Below are 20,399 nucleotides of genomic sequence, written 5' to 3'. Positions count from 1 at the left end.
AGACCGGATGGTGATGTGACTCCGAGACATAGGCGATCTTATGGTCTAATCACCGACGCGGACGGGCGCGGCGCGGGTGTCGTCGGGGTGCCGGTGGGTGGCGTTGTTCGGCTGACGCCGCCTCCGACGCCGCCGGTTTCGGATGCTGTACCAGCAGCCCCACGCGGCGATGCACAGTCCCACGGCCGACAGCAGATCCGATTCGGTGAGACCATGATTCGGCGTCACCACATACAGGACACGACCCTCGATGGGACCGTTGAGGAGCACCCACAAGCAGGAAGCGACGGCTGCGGCGAGGCTGGACAGCAGGTGTGGGCGGGCGAGACACCACGTCGACGCCGCGAAGAGCGAACACATCGCGACGAGAGAATAGAACTCGACATTCTCCACGGGCGGTCACCGTCCTTCGCGCTGCGTACCCGCACCACTCTACGCAGCGGCCCCCGCACCCGCCGTAGCAGCGCGAGTGTTCCGGGTTACTGCGTGGAGCCCTGGAGTCCGGTGCGCTCGCGCTGCTCGAGCATCCACTTCGGGGCGATGAAGACACCCTCGGCTTCCACGCACACCCCGTCGGGGCCGGAGATGAAGCCCTTCGCGAACGCTTTCGCACCCTCGATCCGATCGAGCTGCGCCTCGCAGTGCAGATCACCGAGTGGGGTCGGCCGCCGATACTTCACGGTCAGCGTGCCCGTCATTCCCGGAGCGCCCGCATGCCGGGCAGTGTCGCCGAGGAGCTGATCGAGCACCAAGGCGGAGACTCCGCCGTGCGCGAAACCGGCAGGGCCCTCGTAGCCGGCGTGGAGATGGAAGTCGGCCCACACACGACCGTCGTCCTCGAACTGGAACTCGAGCGGCGGCGCGATCGGGTTGCGCAACCCGATCGCGGCATTCCCCCAGGTCCGGAAGCTGCCGGAGTCGTTGAAGCGGGTGCCGTACGGCCCGGATTCCCGATTCCGTTCCAGGATCGACCGGGCCTCCGAGAGGTGCTTGCGAGCCTCGAGGATCTCGTCGTCGCCCCCACGAGACTGGATGGACAGCACAATCAGATCGCGCAGATCCTGGGCCAGCGGCTGGTAGCGTGCGGCCTGAGCTGCGATTTCTTCGTCCGACAACCCATCGTTGACGTACAGTCGGAAGGTGTCGAGCGAGTCCATCATCGTGGGGTATCTCCAATTTCGCGCAAAATCAACTCTCCCATCCGAACAGGGCACATGTGCCCTTGTCAAAAGGAGTAGCCGCTGATCGGGACTGTTATCGCCAGCGAGCGGGGGCATCGGAGTCCGCCTCGAGGGGGCGCTGATAGGACAGATCGGACGTGTCGCGGGTGCCTCTGAGGAAGGCCTGTTTCGTGAAGTACGGCGACTGCAGAAGCGACGCATCGGCCGAGGCGCTCCACTCCACCGTCGACCTCCGCACCGTGATCCGCCACGTGCCGTCGCGCTTGACGAGCCGGTCGATGTATCGACCGCTCATCAATTGCACTGTGGACGAGCCTTTTCCGAGAACGCCGACGATGACGTAGCTCTCGCAGTGTGCGGTATCGCCGTCGATCTCGCACGTGTGGGTGGTGATGTTGTGGGTGTGAGCGTCCGCCGTCGCGGCATGGACGGAATTGGCCCACTGCGCATAGTCCGGTCCGCTGTTGACGGTCGCGCCGTGCTCGTCGACACCGTCGTCGTGATACGTGCCGCCGAGAAGCTCTGTGTCGTGTCGGTCACACCCGCGCGCGTGGTTCGCGATGCAGTCGAGAATTGCGGCCCGATCCATCAGGTACTGCACGTTGCGCTCGAGGTCGGCGAGATCGGTCATGCCACGGCCTCCTCGCCCACGAGGGTGGTGCGGTGCAGAAGGCGCGGTGACGTCGCCGAATACGGCACAGCGCGGTGCAGCATGCCCGTGTTGTCCCACAGCACGAGGTCGCCGGGCTGCCAGTGATGACGCAGCGAGAACCGCGGCTGCGTCGACCACGCGAGCAGGCGGCTGATCAGGGCTTTACTCTGCTCCTCGGGCCAGCCCACGACGTGCGAGGCGGTCGCGCCGATCAGCAACGATTTGCGGCCGCTTCGTCGCGTCCACACCAGCGGATGCTCGCGCTCGGGCACCCGCGCCCACGCCGCCTCCTGCTTCTCCGTCGGCTCGGGGTTGGCCAGACGCTGGGCGGCGGCGAAGCTGTGCACCACGCGGAGCGTCTCGAACTCGGCCTTGTCCCGGTCGGAGAGGGCCTCGTACGACGCGTAGGTGTTCGCGAACTCGGTGTCGCCGCCCTCGTCGGACACCTGCAGCGCAGTCAGCAGCGTGCCCTTCTGGGGGACCTCGTCGGTGGCGCCGTCGATGTGCCAGTAGAAGGTGCCGGTGTTGTACGACGCCAGGACCGTCTTCGCGGGGTCGAGGCTGATCGCGGACACCTCGGGGTGGTCTTCCTGGCCGCCCATCGGCGGGACGACGACCTCACCGAGCATGCGGCTCAGTTCGACGAGGTCGCCGTCGGTGATCTTCGCTTCGCGGAACACCACGACGCCGTACTCGTCGACCAGTTCCTGGCAGCGCGCGGCGGCTTTCGGGTCGGTGAGGGTGTGGCCTGCGACGCCGGTGATTTCTGCGCCGATTTCTTCGGAGATGGGGGTGGCGTCGGCAAACAAGGGGCGGCCTCCAGGTCGGGCAAGAAGTAGATAGTCTCTTTATGAGAGTACTATTCTCGTTGTGTATTAGTAAGGTTCTCCAAGGAGGCTCGTGGTGCGGATCGGGTTGACAGGTGGCGCATCGACCACCGACAAGATCGTGAAACAAGCACAGAAAGCGGAGGCCGACGGCTTCTCGTCGCTCTGGTACGCCAGCACGGTCGCAGGCGACCCCCTCACGGCGCTCGCCATCGCCGGTCGCGAGACGTCCACAATCGAACTCGGTACCGCTGTGCTCCAGACCTACCCCGTCCACCCGCTGCTGCAGGCGAACCGCGTTGCGGCAGTGGCAGAAGCTATGGGACGCCCCGGCTTCACCCTGGGCCTCGGTCCGTCGCACGAATCACTCGTGCGCGACGTGTACGGCATGTCGTACGACCGGCCCGGGCGCAACACCGAGGAATACGTCCGCATCGTCACCGCGCTTCTCCGCGGCGAAGACATCGACTATCAAGGCGGCGAATGGAGTACGCGCAGCGAGGGCCGCATGACGAGGGTCGCGCATGAGATCCCCGTGCTGCTCTCGGCGATGTCGCCTCGGATGCTGCGTGTCGCGGGGGAATACGCCGACGGCACGGTGCTGTGGATGGCGTCGGCGAAGGTCGTCGGATCCGTCATCTCACCTGCGATCCGCGCCGCAGCGGAGAACGCGGGCCGCCCGTCGCCGCGCATCGTCGCGGGGCTGCCGGTCGCGGTGCACGACGACGCCGACGAAGCGCGCGCCGCGGTCGCTGCGACCGCCACCATGTACGCCGGTATGCCGAACTACCAGCGTGTCCTCGAGGTCGGGGGAGCGAGCACTCCCGCTGACGTCGCGATCGTCGGCAACGAAGCCTCCGTCCAAGCTCAACTTCAGGGCCTGCTCGACGCCGGCGCCACCGACGTCTGGGCCGCGATCTTCCCCGTCGGCGACGACGTGCGCGGCTCGGTCCAGCGCACCCGAAACTTCTTGAGCTCACTGACCACCCGATAGTCCCCTTCCCGCGCGGAAATTCGTTTCCCACACCCGCAGCGAGCGTTGTGGGAAGCGAATTGCGTCGCGGGAGTTCTCCTCAGCGGTTACGCCGGATCGAGTGTCGCGGACTCGTCGCGACCGGGCAGCGGGGAATGTGATCGGCTTCCCGCGTCCTGATTCCACAGGATCACTTCGGCGCCCGGCTCGGCGCTGGTGGACCCGGGCGGTTGCTGCGCGACGATCACACCCGTGCTCGGAGCCGGGCTGTTGTCCGGGCCCACCGGTACGAATCCGGACCCGAGCACCATCGCGCAGGCGTCGTCGGCGTCGAAACCCACGACGTCCGGCACCTCGCTCGTCGGTCTGCCCCGCCTCAGGCTCATGAGTGCAGTGTATGGCCTGATGTGCCTTGGCTGCGGTCGCATCCTCGATTGTTGCGGTGAGAAGCGAATTGTGTCGCGGGGGTTATCCACAGCTGCCGGAGCCATCCACAGATCTGTCGCTTCCGTCGAATCCGGGACGTGTCGGGAGTGCCGCGATGACATTCTCGGCGCCATGACCTCACTGATACCCTTCCGGCGCGGCGACGCTCTCAGCGCAGGTCTGAGCGATTCCGAGATCCGGCGTGGGCTCCGGACCGGCGAACTGGAGCGACTCGCTCCCGGAATCTACCTCGACGGCCGGACCGCCGACGGCCTCGACGCGATCGAACGACATCGAATCCGAGCGCGAACCACGGGGGAAGGACTGCCCGATGGGTCCGCGATCAGCCACGTGTCTGCCGCAGTTCTGCACGGATTGCCTCTGTGGCGCCCCGACCTGAGCCGTGTCCACGTGAGCCGTGACGGGACATCCGGTGGTCGTCGCAGCATCGGGCGTCACCTGCACGTGGTGCAACTCTGCGACGATGTCGTCCAGGTCGAGGGAGTGCCGTGTACGTCGCTCGCGCGGACGGTCGCGGACCTCGCCTGCACCGCACCGGTCGACGAGGTCGTGATTGCCGGGGATTCGGCGTTGGCGAGAGACCCGTCGCTGCGGTCGGCGCTGGCGGAGACCCTCGAGTGCCGCGGCCGACGGCAAGGTATCGCCGCGGCGCGACGGGTCATCGCGTTTCTCGACGGACGTAGCGAAAGCCCCGGTGAGTCGCTGAGCCGGCTGCGGATGGAACAGATCGGGCTGCCCGCCCCGTCGTTGCAGGAGGTTGTGCGCACCCCGGAGGGGGAATTCGTTGCCCGCACCGACTTCTACTGGAAAGAGCATCGGATCATCGGCGAGTTCGACGGCATGGGTAAGTACAGAGACGACGCCCCCGACGTTTTTCGTCGGGAGAAGCTTCGGGAGGACGCGCTACGTGATCTGGGTTTCCAAGTGATCCGCTGGACGTGGGCGGAACTGTCCCGGTTCGACGTCGTGCGTGCCCGCTTCGAGCGGGCAGTGGGGCGGGCGAGGGGTGACCAGTGATCAGTCCTCCTTCGCGCGCGCGGTCCTGCTTCGCACATCGGCGATTGTCGTTGCCGGTGGCTGGTCGGCGCGCGGGAAGGACCGTCGTCGTGCTCTCAGGTGGTTGACGGCCAGTGCCGTGAACACCACCGTGCTGGCACCTGCGGAGAGGCCGAGGGCCAGGGTGATGCCGGTGTCGGTGGGATTGAGATCCGCGGCGAGGTGCGAGGCCAGTACCGAACCCGACAGTGCGCTACCGAACGCACCGCCGACGGTCCGCAGGACCTGGTTGAAGCTGACCGCGCTGCCGAGTTCGGTGTCGGCGACCGACCTGGCGATCAGGCCCGGCATCGACGCGTACGTCGTTCCCATGCCCACACCGAAGAGCATCATTCCGACCAGGATCTCCCAGAGCTGGTCGTGGACCTGCCAGAGGAGGATCGCTCCGATGGCCGTCATGGCGGCGCCGATCGGGAGCAGGGTCGGTAGGTTGATCCGGCCCGACAACCTCCGCACGACGCGGTTCGCGGTGAAGCTGCCCACCGAGAGGGGGAGCATCACGAAGCCCGCCCAGAACAGTGGCAGCGCAATGCCGTACGCGGTGGTCTCGGGTGCCTGCGCGATGATGCTGGCGACGGACAGACCCATGTACATCGCAGCGCCCAGGCCGATCGCGGTGCAGTTCGCGAGCAGGACGTCCTTGTGGCGGATGACGCGCAGATTGATCAGAGGATTGGAGACCCGCAGTTCGACGCGCACCCAGACGGCCAGTACAGCTGCCGCAGCGAGGAAGAACCCCAGGGTGGCAACGGAGCCCCAACCCCAATTTCCCCCTTCGCTCACGGCGACCAGCAGCGCGGTCAGACCGAGACCCAACAGCGCGGCACCGAGAACGTCGAACCGGTTTCGTGGGGCGCGGTCGTCGGGACCGCTGGGGACGACGCGCCAGACCACGATGATCGCTGTCATCAGGAAGACCACGGCGAACGCGAACGCGACGCGGAATCCGAAACCGCTGGCGAGCATTCCGGTGAGCGGGTAGCCGACGCCGAGCCCGGTCGACACCGTCACCGACAGGCTCGAGATCCCGGGCCGCACCTGCACCTCCGGCAGATAGCGCCGAGCGAGGGCGATCGTCACGGGGACGATGCCGTACGAAAGACCCTGCAGCGCACGGCCGATGAGAAAGACGGTGAAGTTGGGAGCGCACGCCGCCAGGATCGATCCGACCATGATGATCGCCAACGATGTCAGCAGCAGGCGCTTCTTGTGGGGGCCGTCGCTGAGGCGGCCCATGATCGGTGTGGCTACTGCGCCGACGAGGAGGTTCACGGTGAGCATCCACTGGGCGGTGCTGACCGAGACGTCCAGTTCGTGCGAGAGCGTCGGCACCAGAAGCATGCCGAGGGAACTGACGACGGCGCTGGTCAGTGCCGTGTAGATGAGGATGGGCAGCAGCGACGGACGTATGGTGACGACGTTCATCGGTTCGAGTTCCGGATCGCTTGCGCCAGTGCGGGAAGGGCGACCATCACCGCGTCACGCTCCGCCTCGGACATCTGATCGAGGAGTTGCTGCAGAGCTTCGGACCGCTGGCCTCGTCGTTGTCCGATCACGTCGCGACCCAGGTCGGTGCTCTCGACGAGGACCCTGCGCCCGTCGCTGCTGTCGGGGACGCGACGCACCAGCCTCGACTTCTCCAGCCGGGTGACGAGTTGCGTCATGTTGGGTTGGGATGCGTGTTCGGCGCGGGCGAGTGCGGTGATCGACTGTGGACCCTCCCGCACCAGCCGGCTGAGCGCGGACGATGCTGAACCGCTCAGGTCTCCGGCCGTGGAGCGGGAACGTACGAATCGAACCAGTTGTTCGACGGCGAGCACCAGATCGTCACCGGTCTCCAGGGGACGGGCGACATCCGAGGCTCGTTTTTGCATAAGCGAATTATGTAATTGTGGGGATGCCTCGTCAAACGAGGGTGGTGCCCGGCGGGCTACCGAGGGGGACGCTGCAGGGTGATCGTCAGCAGCGTGAGCAGCTTGTCTCCGTTGCCGGCATCGACGAGTGCGACCTTGATCACCGAGTGGTCGTCGGCGTCGCGGACGATCGTGCCGTGCGATCGCGCCGGGCCTGCCTTCACCTGCGCCAGGTAGTGGACCTGGATGTCGGTGGCAACGAGGCCGGGCCGCATTGCATGCGCGGAGGCCTCGCCGAGGAGGGCCTGCGCGCCGCCCTGGATGGTGCCGATGGAATTGGCGACGAAACCGGTGAGATCGAGCTCGAACTCGCCGTTGGCGGCGTCCACCTCGCGGAGATCGAGGCGGGTGAAGACGTCGTCGTCGATGGGGACCGGCGGGTATTCGCGAACCGTCCCGACCCACTGTTCGGGGGTGTACGACGCGACGTCGCCGTGGGTCGCGGCGGAACGGGGGAGACGCACGAACGTCACGAGTCCGCGTGCGGCGAGGGTGAGTCCGCCGGCGCCGGGGGTGTCGATCGAGTTCGCGATCTCACGTAGATCGGTGGCGCCGTGCGTGTCGTACACGTCGGTCTCCACCAAGATCGTCTTCTTGCCCACGCGGATCAGCTTGGCGTCGATCGCGATCGGCCCGGGACGCAGGAAGCCGGCGGCATGGATCGACAGATCCTGTGTCGCGGTCCAGTCGGGGGAGCCCACGACGAGAGCCGGGGACGACGCGACGATGTCGACCAGCGTCGTGAGGAATCCGAGCGATGCCGTGCCGCTGGGGTTGCACAGCTTCTCGGTGACGAGCGCGCCCATGATCGCGCGGTCCCTCGAAACCTGGAGCGACTTGATGCCGAAGTCCGAGGTGAAAGTGTGGTCTGCGGACAAGGTCATCCCTCCCGGTGCGGAAATGCCATTCTCGTTCATGGAAATGACTCTTCCATAAAAGTGCGTGCAGCGGGAGGGCTACCTTCAGCCGCGATGCCCGGAGCCGTCTGTCGCCAACCGGATGTAGAGGAGCTTGTCGCGCGCAGCCAGGGCGCTGACCTCGGGTGATCCGACACGGAACAGGCTTCCGTTGCGCTCGACCCCGAGCACGATCTGACCCAGATGACGAGGGTCCTGCCCCACCTCTTCGAGGTCCACGGCGCGCTCGGCGATGGTGAACCCCTCCTCCGGAGTGAGGATGTCCTCGATCATGTCCACCACGCGCGGTGAGCTTCGCGCGGCACCGAGGAGCCGGCCTGCGGTCTCCGACGACACCACCACGGTATCCGCGCCGGAGCGGCGCAGCAGATGCGCATTCTCCGATTCGCGGATCGCGACGACGATCTTCGCGTTCGGGTTGATTTCGCGAGCAGCGAGTGTGATGAGCACGGCGGTGTCGTCGCGGTTTGCCGCCACGATCACCGACGCCGCGCGCTGCACCCCCGCGACACGCAACACGTCCTGTTTGGTGGCCGAGCCGTGCACGGTCACCAGACCCTGCCCGGCCGCACTCTCGACGACGACGGGATCGGTGTCGACCACCACGATCTGCGATGGCGGCACCTCGTCGCCGAGCATCGCGTCAACGGCTGAGCGGCCCTTGGTGCCGTACCCGAGGACGACGGTGTGGTCGCGGACCCGCCGTCGCCAGCTCTGGATGCGGAACGTCTGACGTGATGTCTCGGTCAGCGCGCCCAGTGTCGTACCGACCAGCACGATGAGGAAGAACACGCGCAGCGGCGTGATGACGAGGACGTTCATCAGCCGTGCGGACGGGGTGATCGGCGTGATGTCGCCGTAGCCGGTGGTCGAGAGCGACACCGACGCGTAGTAGAAGCAGTCGAGGAGCGACAGCTCGTTGTCCTGGGCGTCCCGGTAGCCGTCGCGGTCGATGTAGACGAGTGCCACCATCACCAGCAGGGCCACCAGGGCGTAGCCGATGCGACGCACGATCGCGCGGGCCGGGCTCGTGGACGTCTGGGGAACTTTCAGCACGCCGACGAGGGCGAAGTCGGGGCGCTCCGTGAGCTGATCGGACCGGCTGAACCGGGCTCGCAACCTATCGGGCATTACGTCACTCTTGCACGCGTCACGGCGTTCCGTCGAACAGACGCGCACCGTTTGTTCACGCGTCGTCCACGGACCCGGATCATGGACCGCGTATCGTCCGCAGCTTCGAGGGTGACGACGACACGAGGAGTTCGCCGATGAGCAACAATTCCGGCTCGTTGCAGCGTCGGCTCGGCGTACCGGACGCGGTGTGGATCGGTCTGGGCGCGATGATCGGTGCGGGCATCTTCGCGTCGCTGGGACCGGCGGCGCGTGCCGCCGGGTCCGGCCTGTTGATCGGGTTGGCGGTGGCTGCGGTGGTCGCGTATTGCAATGCGACGTCGTCGGCTCGGCTCGCAGCCCGGTATCCCGGATCCGGTGGTACCTACGTCTACGGCCGCGAGCGGCTCGGTGAGTTCTGGGGGTACCTGGCAGGGTGGGCGTTCGTCGTGGGTAAGACCGCTTCGTGCGCGGCGATGGCACTGACGGTCGGGTTGTATGTGTGGCCGAGTCGTCCGGAGCTGGTCGCGGTCGCGGCGGTGGTGGCACTGACCGCCGTGAACTACCGGGGAATCCAGAAGTCGGCGTTGCTGACCCGCGTGATCGTCGCGGCGGTGCTGGCGGTGCTCGCAGCGGTCGTGGTCACGACACTCGGCTCCGGTGACGCAGAGATCGCGCGGGCATCACTCGGCGACGACGCATCGCTCGGCGGGGTGCTGCAGGCTGCCGGCCTGTTGTTCTTCGCCTTCGCCGGCTACGCGCGCATCGCGACCCTCGGCGAAGAGGTCCGCGACCCCGCGCGCACCATTGTCCGGGCGATCCCGCTGGCACTGGGCATCACCCTCGTCGTCTACGTCGCGGTGACCGTGGCCGTCCTGTCGGTGCTGGGACCGCAGGGTCTGGCCGACGCCGCGGCGCCACTCGCGGATGCCGTGCGTGCTGCGGGCGCCGAATGGCTCGTCCCGGTGGTGGGTGCCGGGGCCGCGGTCGCGGCGCTCGGCTCTCTGCTGGCGCTCATTCTCGGGGTGTCGCGGACGACGCTCGCGATGGCCCGTGACCGCAACCTCCCGCACGCCCTGTCCGCGATCCATCCCCGATTTCAGGTGCCGCACCGGGCCGAACTCGTCGTCGGGGTGATCGTGGCGGTGGTGGCGGCAACAGTCGATCTGCGCGGGGCGATCGGGTTCGCGTCGTTCGGGGTGCTCCTCTACTACGCGGTGGCCAATGCCTCCGCATGGACGCTCACCCGCGACGAAGGCAGGCCGGTGCGGGTGATTCCCGTGGTCGGACTGGTGGGGTGCGTGACCCTCGCCTTCGCGCTTCCGCTGTCCTCGGTGCTCACGGGCACCGCAGTGGTGGTCCTCGGTGCCGTGATCTACGGGTTGCGTCGTGTGGGGCTGATCAGGTGGTGACGACCTCGCGGAGATCGGTTCGGATGGTCCGGTAGATCTCCACGAGGTCGGCCTCGTCGCCGCGTTCGATGTGCCGAACCCAGGTGTCGAACGCGATGCGCGAGGCCACGCCGGCCGATTCGACGAGTAGCCGCGCGAACGATTCGGAGCGGAGCCCGCGCAGGCGCTCGGCGACGCTCATGGTGATGCGACACATGGCCAAGGCGTCGGCGGCGAACGCGGCGGCACGCAAGTGGTCGTCGGACGCGATGAGCCGGCGGGTGCGCAGGATGCGATCCCGCGTGTCCTCGGAGTTCGTCACCAGGCGTTGCAGGGAGCGCTCGTAGAAGGCTTCGATACCGGTGAGGTTGATGTCTTCCGGTGGCACCGACTCGAGCCACTCGACGATCTCGATTTCGAGTTCGCGGTCCGGGCCCCACACCGATTCTTCCTTGGTGGCGAAGCATCGAAAAAATGTGCTTGAAGACACACCGGCTGTTCGGGCAATCTCGTCGACGGTCGTAGTGGCGAATCCCTGGCGTTCGAACAGCGTCAGGGCAGTTTCGGCAATCTCGAGACGTGTCTCCTGTCTGCGCCGTTCTCGCAGGTCCGGGATGCGCGCCTGGGTTTTCGGGGTCATCGGTGGGTTCCTTTCACCTCGGACCGCAACGTTGAAAGTCCGCGTCAATCTAACAGTGAAAATCAAGTTGACAGTCACTTCCAGGTCAAGCGAGACTTTCGAAGTTGTCGCATTCGCGATCGATACACCCATCCAGGAAGCAATCCGATATGCAGTCACCTCAGTTGGAAGACCAGGCCGACGTCGGTCGCGAGGCCGATCTGGAGCCGGGCAGCAAGGTGCTGATCGGTGTCCTCGTCGTCGCGGCATTCGTCATGATCCTGAACGAGACGATCATGAGCGTCGCGTTGCCGCCGTTGATGGTCGATCTCGACATCACCGCGAGCACCGCCCAGTGGCTCACCACCGGATTCATGCTCACCATGGCGGTGGTCATCCCGATCACCGGCTATCTCTTCGAGCGATTCACGCTCCGCCAGGTGTTCTTCGCGTCGATGAGCGTGTTCAGCCTCGGCACACTGCTCGCGGCATCCGCGCCGGGATTCGAAGTGCTCCTCGCCGGTCGCGTTACACAGGCCGCGGGCACCGCCATCATGCTTCCGTTGCTCATGACGACGGTGCTGCGCGTGGTTCCCGCCCACAAACGCGGCGGCATGATGGGCATCATCTCCATCGTCATCTCCGTGGCTCCCGCCATCGGCCCCACCATCTCCGGCATCATCCTCGACGCTCTCGACTGGCGCTGGATGTTCTGGATCGTCCTGCCCATCGCACTGATCGCGTTCGCCCTCGGTGTCGTACTGGTCAAGAACGTCACCGAGACCAAGAAGGTCCCTCTCGACGTCCTGTCGGTCATCCTGTCGGTCTTCGCGTTCGGCGGCATCGTCTACGGCCTGAGCAGCATCGGCCACTCGGCGGAGGAGTCGAGCATCCCGGTGTGGGTGCCGCTCGTCGTCGGTGTGGTGGCATTGGCTGCCTTCGTGCTGCGCCAGCTGTCGCGGCAGAAGGACGGACGCGCGCTGCTCGACATGCGCCCGTTCGGATACCCGGTGTTCAGCATCGGTCTGGGCATGGTGGTCGTCAGCATGATGGCGATGTTCGGCGCGTTGATCCTGCTGCCGCTGTACCTGCAGAACGTGCGCGGCCTCGACACCCTCGAGACCGGCCTGCTGTTGCTCCCGGGCGGCCTGGCGATGGGCCTGCTGTCGCCGTTCGTCGGACGCGTCTACGACCGCATCGGTGCGCGCCCCCTCGTCATCCCGGGTGCCGCTGTGGTCAGTGCGTCGCTGTGGTTGATGACGCTCCTCGACGCGGAGTCGTCGACGCCGCTGATCGTCTGCGTCCACGTGATGCTGATGCTCGGTCTGGCATCGGTGATGACGCCCCTGATGACGTCGTCGCTGGGATCGGTGCCGTCGGAGCTGTACTCGTACGGCAGCGCGATCTTCAACACCGTCCAGCAGCTCGCGGGCGCGGCCGGTACGGCGCTGTTCATCACCGTGATGACGGTGACCGCCACGTCCGCCGCATCCGAAGGTGCCAGCGAGCTCGCTGCGAATCAGGACGGCATCCACACGGCGTTCCTGTGCGGTGGCGCGGTGTCGCTGCTGGCGGTGGTCGCGGCCTTCTTCATCCGCAAGCCCGCGACGACGCTCGCCGAAGCGAAATAGCTGCGCAGACGTGAACCTCGCGGGGCCGTGAAGCACGCAACGCAAAGGTCAGGCTCGCAACGCCGATGGTCGACCATTCGTGTTGCGAGCCTGACCTAAAGGGTGCGAGCCTCAGCCGAGTATCTCCCGCAACACTGCGGCGAAGCCTTCCGGGTCGCCGGGGGTGCCGTATCCGTCGCCGGTGAACCCGGCGTGGCCGCCGGGAAACATGGTGAGCTCGACGCCCAGCCGCTTCGCGACCTCCGCTGCTGCGCGAGCGGAGACCTCACCCGTCGACTCCCTGCCCGCTCCGATCACAATGCGGGTCGACGCCTGCGCCAGTGCGCCGAAGTCGGGTTCGTATCCGGTGCACGACTGCAGATTCTGGCTGAGCAGAGCGTCGTCGCGGGAGCCGTCGTCCTCGGTGCTCATACCGAACATCGACGGGTCGGGCGCGGGCACGGCGAGATAGGACGGTTCCAGTGGGCCCGTTTGCGACAGCATCATCGCGAACTTCGCCATTGCCGGACCCATCCCGCTGCGCTGGTAGCTGGCATCGATGTCGTCGATCACCGCTTTGATCACCGAGTGGTCGGGCAGGAGTGGGCACGCCGGCGGTTCGTGCGCGATCAGCGTCCGGACTTGTTCGGGATGTACCGTGACCAACGCGAGGCCGTTCACCGCGCCACCGCTGCTGCCGAACAGATCGACCGGGCCGACGCCGAATGCATCGATGAGGCGGTGCAGGTCGTCGGCGTGCAGTTCGGGCGTCGAGAGGCCGGGGGTGTCACGGGGGCTGCGCATGACGCCGCGAGGGTCGTAGGTGACGACGGGGCGGTCGACGAACTGCGCCGCGAGCGCTGCGAATCCTCCCGCATCCATCGGCGACCCCACGATCAGCAGTGGGGTGCCGGACTTCAGGGAGCCGCGGATGTCGTAGGTGAGGGTGGCGCCGGGAACGTCCAGGGTGGCGGTGGTGACGGGGCGATCGATTGTGGTCATGCCGTGACAGACCGGGGTCGACGACAGAACTCATCGGTCAGGTCCGAGATTGCCCGATCGCGGGTATCGGCCCGCCGATGGCCGATACAGTAGATACTCGACAAGGACCCCCAGTGTTCCGCATCGGAAGGGACGAGCTTGTGACCAGATCCGGCAAGGTGGAAATCGATCCGGCGCTGATCGATCTGTACAAGGACCTTCACAGACATCCGGAACTCGGGTTCCAAGAACATCGCACTGCTGCGATCGTGGCCGAGCGATTGAGTGCTTTCGGGTTCGAGGTCACCACCGGTGTCGGGAAGACCGGAGTGGTCGGGGTGTTGAAGAATGGCGCCGGACCGACCGCATTGCTTCGCGCCGACATGGATGCCCTCCCTGTCAAGGAGGACACCGGCCTCGACTACGCCAGTACCGCTACCGCCGTGGACGAACACGGCGAGACGAAGCCGGTGGCGCACGCGTGCGGTCACGACATGCACATGACGTGCCTGCTCGGCGCAGCGCAGATTCTCTCCACTGATACTGCGAGTTGGTCGGGCACACTGCTCCTCGTCTTCCAACCGGCCGAAGAGTTGGGTGCGGGAGCCCAAGCCATGGTCGACGACGGGCTGTTCGACAGGTTCCCCAAACCGGATGTGGTGCTCGGTCAGCATGTGGCGCCGCTTCCGGCAGGCAAGATCGCCGGACATCCCGGTCTCTCGTATGCGGGGTCGGACTCGCTGCGCGTGCGTGTGATCGGCCGAGGTGCGCACGGGTCGATGCCGGAAGCATCCATCGACCCGATCGTCATTGCGGCCGAGGTCGTATTGCGTCTGCAGACGATCATCTCGCGTGAGATCCCGAGCACGGCGACTGCAGTGCTCACGGTCGGCTCCGTTCATGCCGGAAATGCGGCCAATGTCATTCCCGGTGAGGCGGAGCTCCAACTGAACATCCGCAGCTACGACGCGGGGGTACGGCAAAAGATCCTCGACAGCGTCGACCGCATTGTTCGCGGCGAATCTGCGACAGCGGGCGCCCCGGAAGAACCTGAAATTACCTCGATCGAGCGGTTCCCGGTGGTCACGAACGATCCTTCCGCCCTGAACAAGACGTTGGATGCCTTCGCTACGTGGTTGGGGGCGGACAAGATCCTCGACCCGGGGGCGGGCGCGGGCAGCGAGGACGTCGGAGTCCTCGCCACGAGCGCAGGTGCGCCCCTGGCGTATTGGCTGCTCGGAGGAGCGGATCCGTCGGTGTTCACCACGGGCGACATGACGGATCCCGCGCTGCTGAAGGTGCCGTCGAACCACTCGCCGCACTATGCGCCGGTCATCGAACCGACCATGACGATCGGGGTCACGGCATTGGTCACCGCAGCGCGAACCTGGTTGCCGGTGACGTAGCGGATTGTCGGCGCCCCTGCACAGGGGCGAAGCTCCTCACAACATCCCTTTCGGGTTCTACAACAGTCCATATGGACTGTTATGGTTCTGCGCGTGACCGAAGAACAGACCCTTGCACCACGCGCCGGACGTCGCGAATGGTCGGCCCTCCTCGTCCTCGTCCTCGTCGTGGTGTTGATTGCGGTCGACAACACAGTGCTCTACCTGGCCGTGCCGTCGATGGCCGCCGACATCGACCCCAGTTCGACGCAGTTGTTGTGGATCGGCGACATCTACTCGTTCGTGCTGGCAGGTCTGCTCATCACGATGGGCAACCTGGCCGATCGCATCGGTCGCAAACGGTTGCTGCTCATCGGTGCTGCAGGGTTCGGTGTCGCATCCGTCATCGCGGCGTTCGCACCCAACCCCGAAACCCTCATTGCTGCACGCGTTCTGCTGGGCGTGGCAGGCGCGACGCTGATGCCGTCGACGCTGGCGATCATTCGTGCCACATTCCTCGACGCGAAACAACGCACGACGGCGATCGCCATCTGGGCGATGGGCGCCACCGGAGGCGCCGCGATCGGTCCGCTCGTCGGCGGTGTCCTGCTCGAGAACTTCTGGTGGGGCTCGGTGTTCTTGATCAATGTGCCGGTGATGGTGATCGTGCTGGTCGCCGGGCCGATGCTGCTGTCGGAGTCGCGCGGTAGCTCCGCTCTGACGATCGACGTGATCTCGGCGTTGTTGTCGATCCTCGCCATCGTCCCGGTGGTGTACGCCGTGAAGCACTGGGCCGGTAGCGGGCTGGACTGGAGCGTCCCGGTCACCGCGGTGTTCGGCCTGACCATGGGCTACCTCTTCGTGCGCAGGCAGATGCGACTGCCGAATCCGTTGCTCGACCTCTCGTTGTTCCGAATGCCCGCTTTCTCGGGTGCCGTGGCCGCCAACGGCCTGGCGATCTTCGCGTTCCTCGGGCTGCTGTACTTCTTCTCGCAGTACCTGCAGCTTGTCCGCGAATACGGCCCGCTGAAGGCAGGTTTGGCCGAACTGCCGTCGACGATCGCATCGATGATCGTCATCCTGTTCGTCGGTGCGCTCGTGGCACGTATGGGAACCGGTCGCGCGATCGGGCTCGGGCTCGCGACGGGAGCGATCAGCCTCGCCGGGCTCGGCCTGACCGTTTCGATGTCCAGCTATTGGGGCCTCGGTCTGTCGCTGGTCCTCCTCGGCCTCGGTGTCGGTATCGCGATGACACTGTCGACCGACGCCGTGGTCTCCGCGGTTCCCGCGGAACGTGCCGGAGCCGCATCCTCGATCGCGGAGACCGCTTACGAGCTCGGCGGAGCCTTGGGAATCGCGGTGCTCGGATCCGTTCATCTGGCGATGTACCGGTCGCATCTCGATCTGCCCGCGGGTACCGACCCGTCCGACGCGGCGACCGCCGAAGATTCGCTGGTTTCGACCGTCGCGACCGTCCTCGACCCGATCGTGGTCGACCATGCCCGGTCCGCGTTCGCGACAGCGGTGCAGACCACGTCTTTCGTCGCCGCGGTGATCCTTGCGGTCTCAGCCGTGGTGGCCTGGCGTGTGATCCCGTCTCCGCGGGGTGCGACAGTGGGGACCCATGAAGCGCACTGATCAGGTTGTCACCCGCGACAAGGAACGCACCCGCCGAGCGATCCTCGAAGCCGCCGAGCAGATGTTCGCCGAGCGTGGTTCGAAGGTCAGTCTCGCCGATATCGCTGCTGCGGCGGGGGTGACCAAAGGTGGCTTGATGCACCACTTCCCGAACCGCGACGCTCTGGTCTACGGCGCGCTCGAACACGGCATCCTGCGCGTGTGGGAGGAAGTACACGCCCACGTCGAGCTGTCGGAGAACAGGCCCGGAAAGTTCACGCGAGGTTATGTGCGCGCCCTCACCGGGGGCAGTGCCTACCTCATGGACATCTTCAACCCCGGTACTCTGCTCGCCACGCTCGGGAACTCTGCGGAGGTCGAGGCGCTGTATGTGCGGGACGCCGAGAAGTGGGACGCCGCATTCGCTGCAGACGGCCTGCCATGGCCGCGTGTGCTGGTGATCCGGTCGGCGGCCGAAGGGCTCGCCCTCTCGGTGGCGAGCCCGTATCTGAGCAGCAACGACCTCGATCTCGCGCGTGCGGAACTGCTGGCGCTCACCGAGGAGCACTAGCGCTGCGGAAGTAAGCAGGGCAAATGTAAACCTCGCAGGGCTGGTGGGTGACCACTGGTCCTGCGAGGTTCCTGTTTCGTCTGCTTACTTCGGTGCGCGGTCACGGAATGGCAGGCCTAGGCGTTCTGCGCGCGTCCCGCAGCGCGGGGTTCGGCCTGCAGTGCCTCTTCGGCATCGACGAAGTTCCCCGACAGGCTCATGCGCCGCGCGAACCCGCGACCCACGGCGGCGGGCAGGCGCGACGTCAGCCCCCAGCCCGGGAGCACTCCGACGCGGGCGTGGGTGTCGGCGAATCGTGCGCGCGTCGAGGCGATGAGAATGTCGCATGCGAGAGCCAATTCGAGGCCACCGGTGATGGCGGCACCGTTGATCGCGCCGATCACAGGCTTCGACAGCGGCGTCCACGGATGCCCGACGGGAATGCTCTCGTCCTCGACCTTCAGGAGCGTGTTGCCGCCGGATCCGAGTTCCTGGAGGTCGAGACCCGCGCAGAAGGCGGGGTCGGAGCCGGTGAGGATGACGACGCTGGTCTGGTCGTCGGCGTCCGCTGCGGCGAGTTCCGCGCGCAGGGTATCGATGAGCGCCGAGTTGAGCGCGTTGCGTTGCTGCGGTCGGTTGAACGTGAGAATGCGGACGGGTCCGCGCTGTTCGACGAGCAGGATCGATTCCGGCACAGCTTCTCCTCGGTGCTCTCGTGCTGCAGTGCTGTCCTGCTGCGAATTGACCTCTGTCTACCCGATGTGAAGTGTGCGGCGCTATCGGGCGCCGGGCATTTCGCGTAGCACCTCCAAGACCCGCTGGAGCGCGGGAGCGGTGTTGCCGCGTCGCCATGCGAGCGCGATCGGAAGTATCGGGCCGCCGTCGAGTGGGAAGTACTGCACGCCGTCGACGGTGATGTGCGCGGTCGACGCCACGACGACGGCGATCCCGACACCCGCGCCGACGAGAGCCAGGAGGCTGTACGGGTCGGGGGCTTCACGAGCGATGGTCGGTGCGAATCCTGCCGACGCGCACACGGTGAAGGTGGCATCGCGTACGAGTGAGCCGTGTGCTGCGGGATAGACCACCAGCCGTTCACCTGCGAGATCACCGGGTTCGAGAGTGTCTCGGTCGGTAAGTCGATGCCCGGCCGGTACCGCGACCATCAGGGATTCGTGTCGCACGGTCTCGGTGGCGAAGTCGTCGGGGACGGGGAGGCCGACGATGCCCATGTCGAGCAGGCCCTGGGCGACGAGATCGAGCACTTCGCCCGAATAGGTCTGGGGGCGTAGATCGAGTTCGATGCCGGGATGGTGATCCGCGAGCTCGCGGGTCAGCTCGGACAGCACGGTGTAGCCGCTCGCCCCGCCGAATCCGACGCTGACCACGCCGGTCTCTCCGGCCGCGGTCGAGCGCACCACCGCGCGTGCCACCTGGAGCTGTGCTGCGATCACCCGCGCCGGGGGCAATAATGCCGTGCCTGCGGCGGTGAGCTGCACCGATCTGGTGGTGCGCTCGAACAATCGGGCGCCGAGTTCTCGTTCGAGGGTGCGGATCATCTGGCTCAGCGGCGACTGTGCGATGTGCAGCCGTTCCGCGGCCCGCCCGAAATGCAGTTCCTCGGCAACCGCGAGGAACGCCTGCAGCTGACGGAATTCCATGTCTCCCTCGAATAAGTGGAATATCCACATAATCATGTTTGATTAAGTCTTGGACTTTACACGATAGTCCGTCGATAGTGATACACGCCTCATTCATTCGCGGACATGGCCCGCACGACACACCTCGGAGTGCATCGTGAATCCAACCCCAGAGCACGCCGCGCACGACACCAAAGCTGCGCGCCGAGCCGGTGTCACCGCCTTCGTCGGCACCACGATCGAGTGGTTCGACTTCTACATCTACGGCACGGCGTCCGCGCTGGTGCTGGGCAAGCTGTTCTTCCCCGACGTCTCCCCGGCGATCGGCACGCTGGCCGCATTCGCGACCTTCGCGGTCGGATTCATCGCACGACCACTCGGTGGCGTGGTCTTCGGCCACTTCGGCGACAAGTTCGGACGCAAGAATGCCGTCATCACCACTCTCGCGATCATGGGCATCGGCACTGTCGGCGTGGGCCTGCTGCCGACCTACGCCCAGATCGGTATCTGGGCGCCGATTCTCCTGGTCCTGTTGCGCGTACTGCAGGGCATCGCGATGGGCGGGGAATGGGGAGGTGCCGTCCTCATCGCCACGGAATTTGCCCCACCACGCAAGAAAGTGCTCTACGGTGCGTTCGCGCAGCAAGGATCACCTGTGGGCAATCTCCTTGCGACAGTGGCCTTCCTCGGTCTGACCGCGATGTCCGACGCCGCATTCGAAGGCTGGGGTTGGCGAATCCCGTTCGTTGCCTCCGCCGCACTGGTGATCGTGGCCCTCTACATCCGGCTGCGGATCCAGGAAACCCCCGAGATGAAGGCGGCCGTCGAGACTCAGGAGAAGAAGCGTCTTCCGCTGGCCGAGGTGCTCAGCACGCACAAGACAGTCTTGCTGCTCGGAGTCGGTGCGGTCGTTGCAGGTGTCGCGATCACGTACGTCAAGACGACCTTCGCGCTGGCCTGGGCCACGACAGATCTCGGGTTCGATCGGGGCGACTTCCTGCTCGTCATCACCCTCGCGCTGGTCGCGCAGGTCATCGTGCAACCGTTCGGTGCCATCCTCGCAACCCGGATCGATGTGCGTCGAGCAGTGCTGTGGATGCTGATCCCCGAGCTCGTCGTCCTGCCGCTGATGTTCGTGCTCATCCAGACCGGCTCGCTCACCTGGGCGATCATCGGCATGGTCCTCGCGACGGCGCCGCACGCGATGTACTACGCGGCGCTGGCGGGCATCCTCGCGCAGGTGTTCCCCACCCACATTCGTTACACGGGGATCTCGCTGTCGTACCAGCTGTCGACGGCGATCTTCGCGGGCACCGCTCCGATGGTCAGCCAGTTCCTGCTCAATCGCACCGGCACGATCTGGCCGGTCGTCGGACTCGGGCTCGGATACGTCCTGCTCTCGCTGATCTGCATGACGGCGCTCCTGCGCCGATCGGCCACCGCACCCGGTGCCGTCGCCGACTCCGCGGACCCCGCACCCGCCCGCACACCCGCTGCCACGCACTGACTTCCGCCGAGAACACACTGCCG

General features: G+C 66.1%; 20 protein-coding genes and 1 pseudogene. 8 read left to right on the top strand and 13 right to left on the bottom strand.

The features are described from left to right. Positions 1 to 45: 45 nt before the first annotated feature. The 4 genes from MWU77_RS06690 to MWU77_RS06675 form a co-directional block, all read right to left on the bottom strand. The gene (locus MWU77_RS06690) at positions 46 to 393 is read right to left on the bottom strand and encodes a hypothetical protein (RefSeq protein ID WP_247273237.1); all 348 of its coding nucleotides are present in this window, start codon (positions 391 to 393) and stop codon (positions 46 to 48) included. A gap of 86 nt (positions 394 to 479) precedes the next feature. Beyond that, the gene (locus tag MWU77_RS06685) at positions 480 to 1,160 is read right to left on the bottom strand and encodes a PaaI family thioesterase (RefSeq protein WP_169687119.1); all 681 of its coding nucleotides are present in this window, start codon (positions 1,158 to 1,160) and stop codon (positions 480 to 482) included. A 94-nt stretch (positions 1,161 to 1,254) separates the two neighbouring features. Continuing rightward, positions 1,255 to 1,812 carry a nuclear transport factor 2 family protein gene (locus tag MWU77_RS06680; protein ID WP_247273236.1) on the bottom strand — a complete coding sequence of 186 codons (558 nt, stop codon included), beginning with the start codon at positions 1,810 to 1,812 and terminating at the stop codon, positions 1,255 to 1,257. Next, positions 1,809 to 2,642 carry a TauD/TfdA family dioxygenase gene (locus tag MWU77_RS06675; protein WP_247273235.1) on the bottom strand — a complete coding sequence of 278 codons (834 nt, stop codon included), beginning with the start codon at positions 2,640 to 2,642 and terminating at the stop codon, positions 1,809 to 1,811. Before MWU77_RS06675 ends, MWU77_RS06680 begins: the two co-directional genes overlap by 4 nt. A 94-nt stretch (positions 2,643 to 2,736) precedes the next feature. On the opposite strand from MWU77_RS06675, the gene MWU77_RS06670 reads away from it, so the two are divergent. Then, entirely contained in the window at positions 2,737 to 3,654 is a 918-nt protein-coding gene (locus MWU77_RS06670) for a TIGR03564 family F420-dependent LLM class oxidoreductase (protein WP_247273234.1), read from the top strand. An 86-nt stretch (positions 3,655 to 3,740) separates the two neighbouring features. Here MWU77_RS06670 and MWU77_RS06665 read toward each other — a convergent pair whose 3' ends face one another. Beyond that, a complete protein-coding gene (locus MWU77_RS06665; RefSeq protein ID WP_247273233.1) occupies positions 3,741 to 4,019 on the bottom strand; it encodes a PASTA domain-containing protein in 279 nt (92 codons plus the stop codon). A 172-nt stretch (positions 4,020 to 4,191) separates the two neighbouring features. Here MWU77_RS06665 and MWU77_RS06660 point away from each other — a divergent pair, with 172 nt between their 5' ends. After that, a complete protein-coding gene (locus MWU77_RS06660) occupies positions 4,192 to 5,097 on the top strand; it encodes a type IV toxin-antitoxin system AbiEi family antitoxin domain-containing protein (RefSeq protein ID WP_247273232.1) in 906 nt (301 codons plus the stop codon). Here MWU77_RS06660 and MWU77_RS06655 read toward each other — a convergent pair whose 3' ends face one another. The 4 genes from MWU77_RS06655 to MWU77_RS06640 are packed head-to-tail and all read right to left on the bottom strand — an operon-like array spanning position 5,098 to position 9,097. Continuing rightward, a complete protein-coding gene (locus tag MWU77_RS06655) occupies positions 5,098 to 6,561 on the bottom strand; it encodes an MFS transporter (protein WP_247273231.1) in 1,464 nt (487 codons plus the stop codon). Further along, complete coding sequence (locus MWU77_RS06650) at positions 6,558 to 7,010, bottom strand: MarR family transcriptional regulator (RefSeq protein ID WP_247273230.1); 453 nt, start codon at positions 7,008 to 7,010, stop codon at positions 6,558 to 6,560. Before MWU77_RS06650 ends, MWU77_RS06655 begins: the two co-directional genes overlap by 4 nt. A gap of 56 nt (positions 7,011 to 7,066) precedes the next feature. After that, entirely contained in the window at positions 7,067 to 7,966 is a 900-nt protein-coding gene (locus MWU77_RS06645) for a hypothetical protein (RefSeq protein ID WP_247273229.1), read from the bottom strand. Positions 7,967 to 8,011: 45 nt separating this feature from the next. Then, positions 8,012 to 9,097, bottom strand: coding sequence for a TrkA family potassium uptake protein (locus MWU77_RS06640; RefSeq protein WP_247273228.1), 1,086 nt, complete (start codon positions 9,095 to 9,097; stop codon positions 8,012 to 8,014). 137 nt (positions 9,098 to 9,234) lie between these two features. Between MWU77_RS06640 and MWU77_RS06635 the strand changes: the two genes are divergently transcribed. Beyond that, entirely contained in the window at positions 9,235 to 10,488 is a 1,254-nt protein-coding gene (locus MWU77_RS06635; protein ID WP_247273227.1) for an APC family permease, read from the top strand. On the opposite strand, the gene MWU77_RS06630 is transcribed toward MWU77_RS06635, so the two are convergent. Then, on the bottom strand, positions 10,478 to 11,107 hold the full coding sequence (locus tag MWU77_RS06630) for a TetR family transcriptional regulator (protein WP_247273226.1): 630 nt from the start codon (positions 11,105 to 11,107) through the stop codon (positions 10,478 to 10,480). The two genes, MWU77_RS06635 and MWU77_RS06630, sit on opposite strands and share 11 nt — an antisense overlap. Before the next feature lie 149 nt (positions 11,108 to 11,256). Here MWU77_RS06630 and MWU77_RS06625 point away from each other — a divergent pair, with 149 nt between their 5' ends. Next, on the top strand, positions 11,257 to 12,717 hold the full coding sequence (locus MWU77_RS06625) for a DHA2 family efflux MFS transporter permease subunit (RefSeq protein ID WP_247273225.1): 1,461 nt from the start codon (positions 11,257 to 11,259) through the stop codon (positions 12,715 to 12,717). A 111-nt stretch (positions 12,718 to 12,828) separates the two neighbouring features. Here MWU77_RS06625 and MWU77_RS06620 read toward each other — a convergent pair whose 3' ends face one another. Next, positions 12,829 to 13,698 carry an alpha/beta fold hydrolase gene (locus tag MWU77_RS06620; protein ID WP_247273224.1) on the bottom strand — a complete coding sequence of 290 codons (870 nt, stop codon included), beginning with the start codon at positions 13,696 to 13,698 and terminating at the stop codon, positions 12,829 to 12,831. A 140-nt stretch (positions 13,699 to 13,838) separates the two neighbouring features. Between MWU77_RS06620 and MWU77_RS06615 the strand changes: the two genes are divergently transcribed. The 3 genes from MWU77_RS06615 to MWU77_RS06605 all read left to right on the top strand — a co-directional run bounded on the left by MWU77_RS06615 (position 13,839) and on the right by MWU77_RS06605 (position 17,250). Then, entirely contained in the window at positions 13,839 to 15,083 is a 1,245-nt protein-coding gene (locus MWU77_RS06615) for an amidohydrolase (RefSeq protein WP_247273223.1), read from the top strand. 93 nt (positions 15,084 to 15,176) lie between these two features. Next, positions 15,177 to 16,700 (top strand): MFS transporter, encoded by a 1,524-nt coding sequence (locus MWU77_RS06610; protein WP_247273222.1) that lies wholly within the window; start codon positions 15,177 to 15,179, stop codon positions 16,698 to 16,700. Beyond that, the gene (locus MWU77_RS06605) at positions 16,687 to 17,250 is read left to right on the top strand and encodes a TetR/AcrR family transcriptional regulator (protein ID WP_226437240.1); all 564 of its coding nucleotides are present in this window, start codon (positions 16,687 to 16,689) and stop codon (positions 17,248 to 17,250) included. Before MWU77_RS06610 ends, MWU77_RS06605 begins: the two co-directional genes overlap by 14 nt. Before the next feature lie 152 nt (positions 17,251 to 17,402). Here MWU77_RS06605 and MWU77_RS06600 read toward each other — a convergent pair. After that, positions 17,403 to 17,924 (bottom strand): annotated as a pseudogene (locus tag MWU77_RS06600) (enoyl-CoA hydratase); the annotation flags it as partial. Between the two features lie 81 nt (positions 17,925 to 18,005). Further along, positions 18,006 to 18,890: a LysR substrate-binding domain-containing protein gene (locus MWU77_RS06595; RefSeq protein ID WP_247273221.1), complete on the bottom strand. Its 885-nt coding sequence runs from the start codon at positions 18,888 to 18,890 to the stop codon at positions 18,006 to 18,008. A 136-nt stretch (positions 18,891 to 19,026) separates the two neighbouring features. Here MWU77_RS06595 and MWU77_RS06590 point away from each other — a divergent pair, with 136 nt between their 5' ends. Continuing rightward, positions 19,027 to 20,376 (top strand): MFS transporter, encoded by a 1,350-nt coding sequence (locus MWU77_RS06590; RefSeq protein WP_247273220.1) that lies wholly within the window; start codon positions 19,027 to 19,029, stop codon positions 20,374 to 20,376. Positions 20,377 to 20,399 lie beyond the last annotated feature (23 nt).

The organism is Rhodococcus sp. F64268 (assembly GCF_023015605.1).
GTDB lineage: Bacteria > Actinomycetota > Actinomycetes > Mycobacteriales > Mycobacteriaceae > Rhodococcus.
Note: the sequence above shows the minus strand (reverse complement) of the source record. Positions and strands in the feature narration are given on the sequence as shown.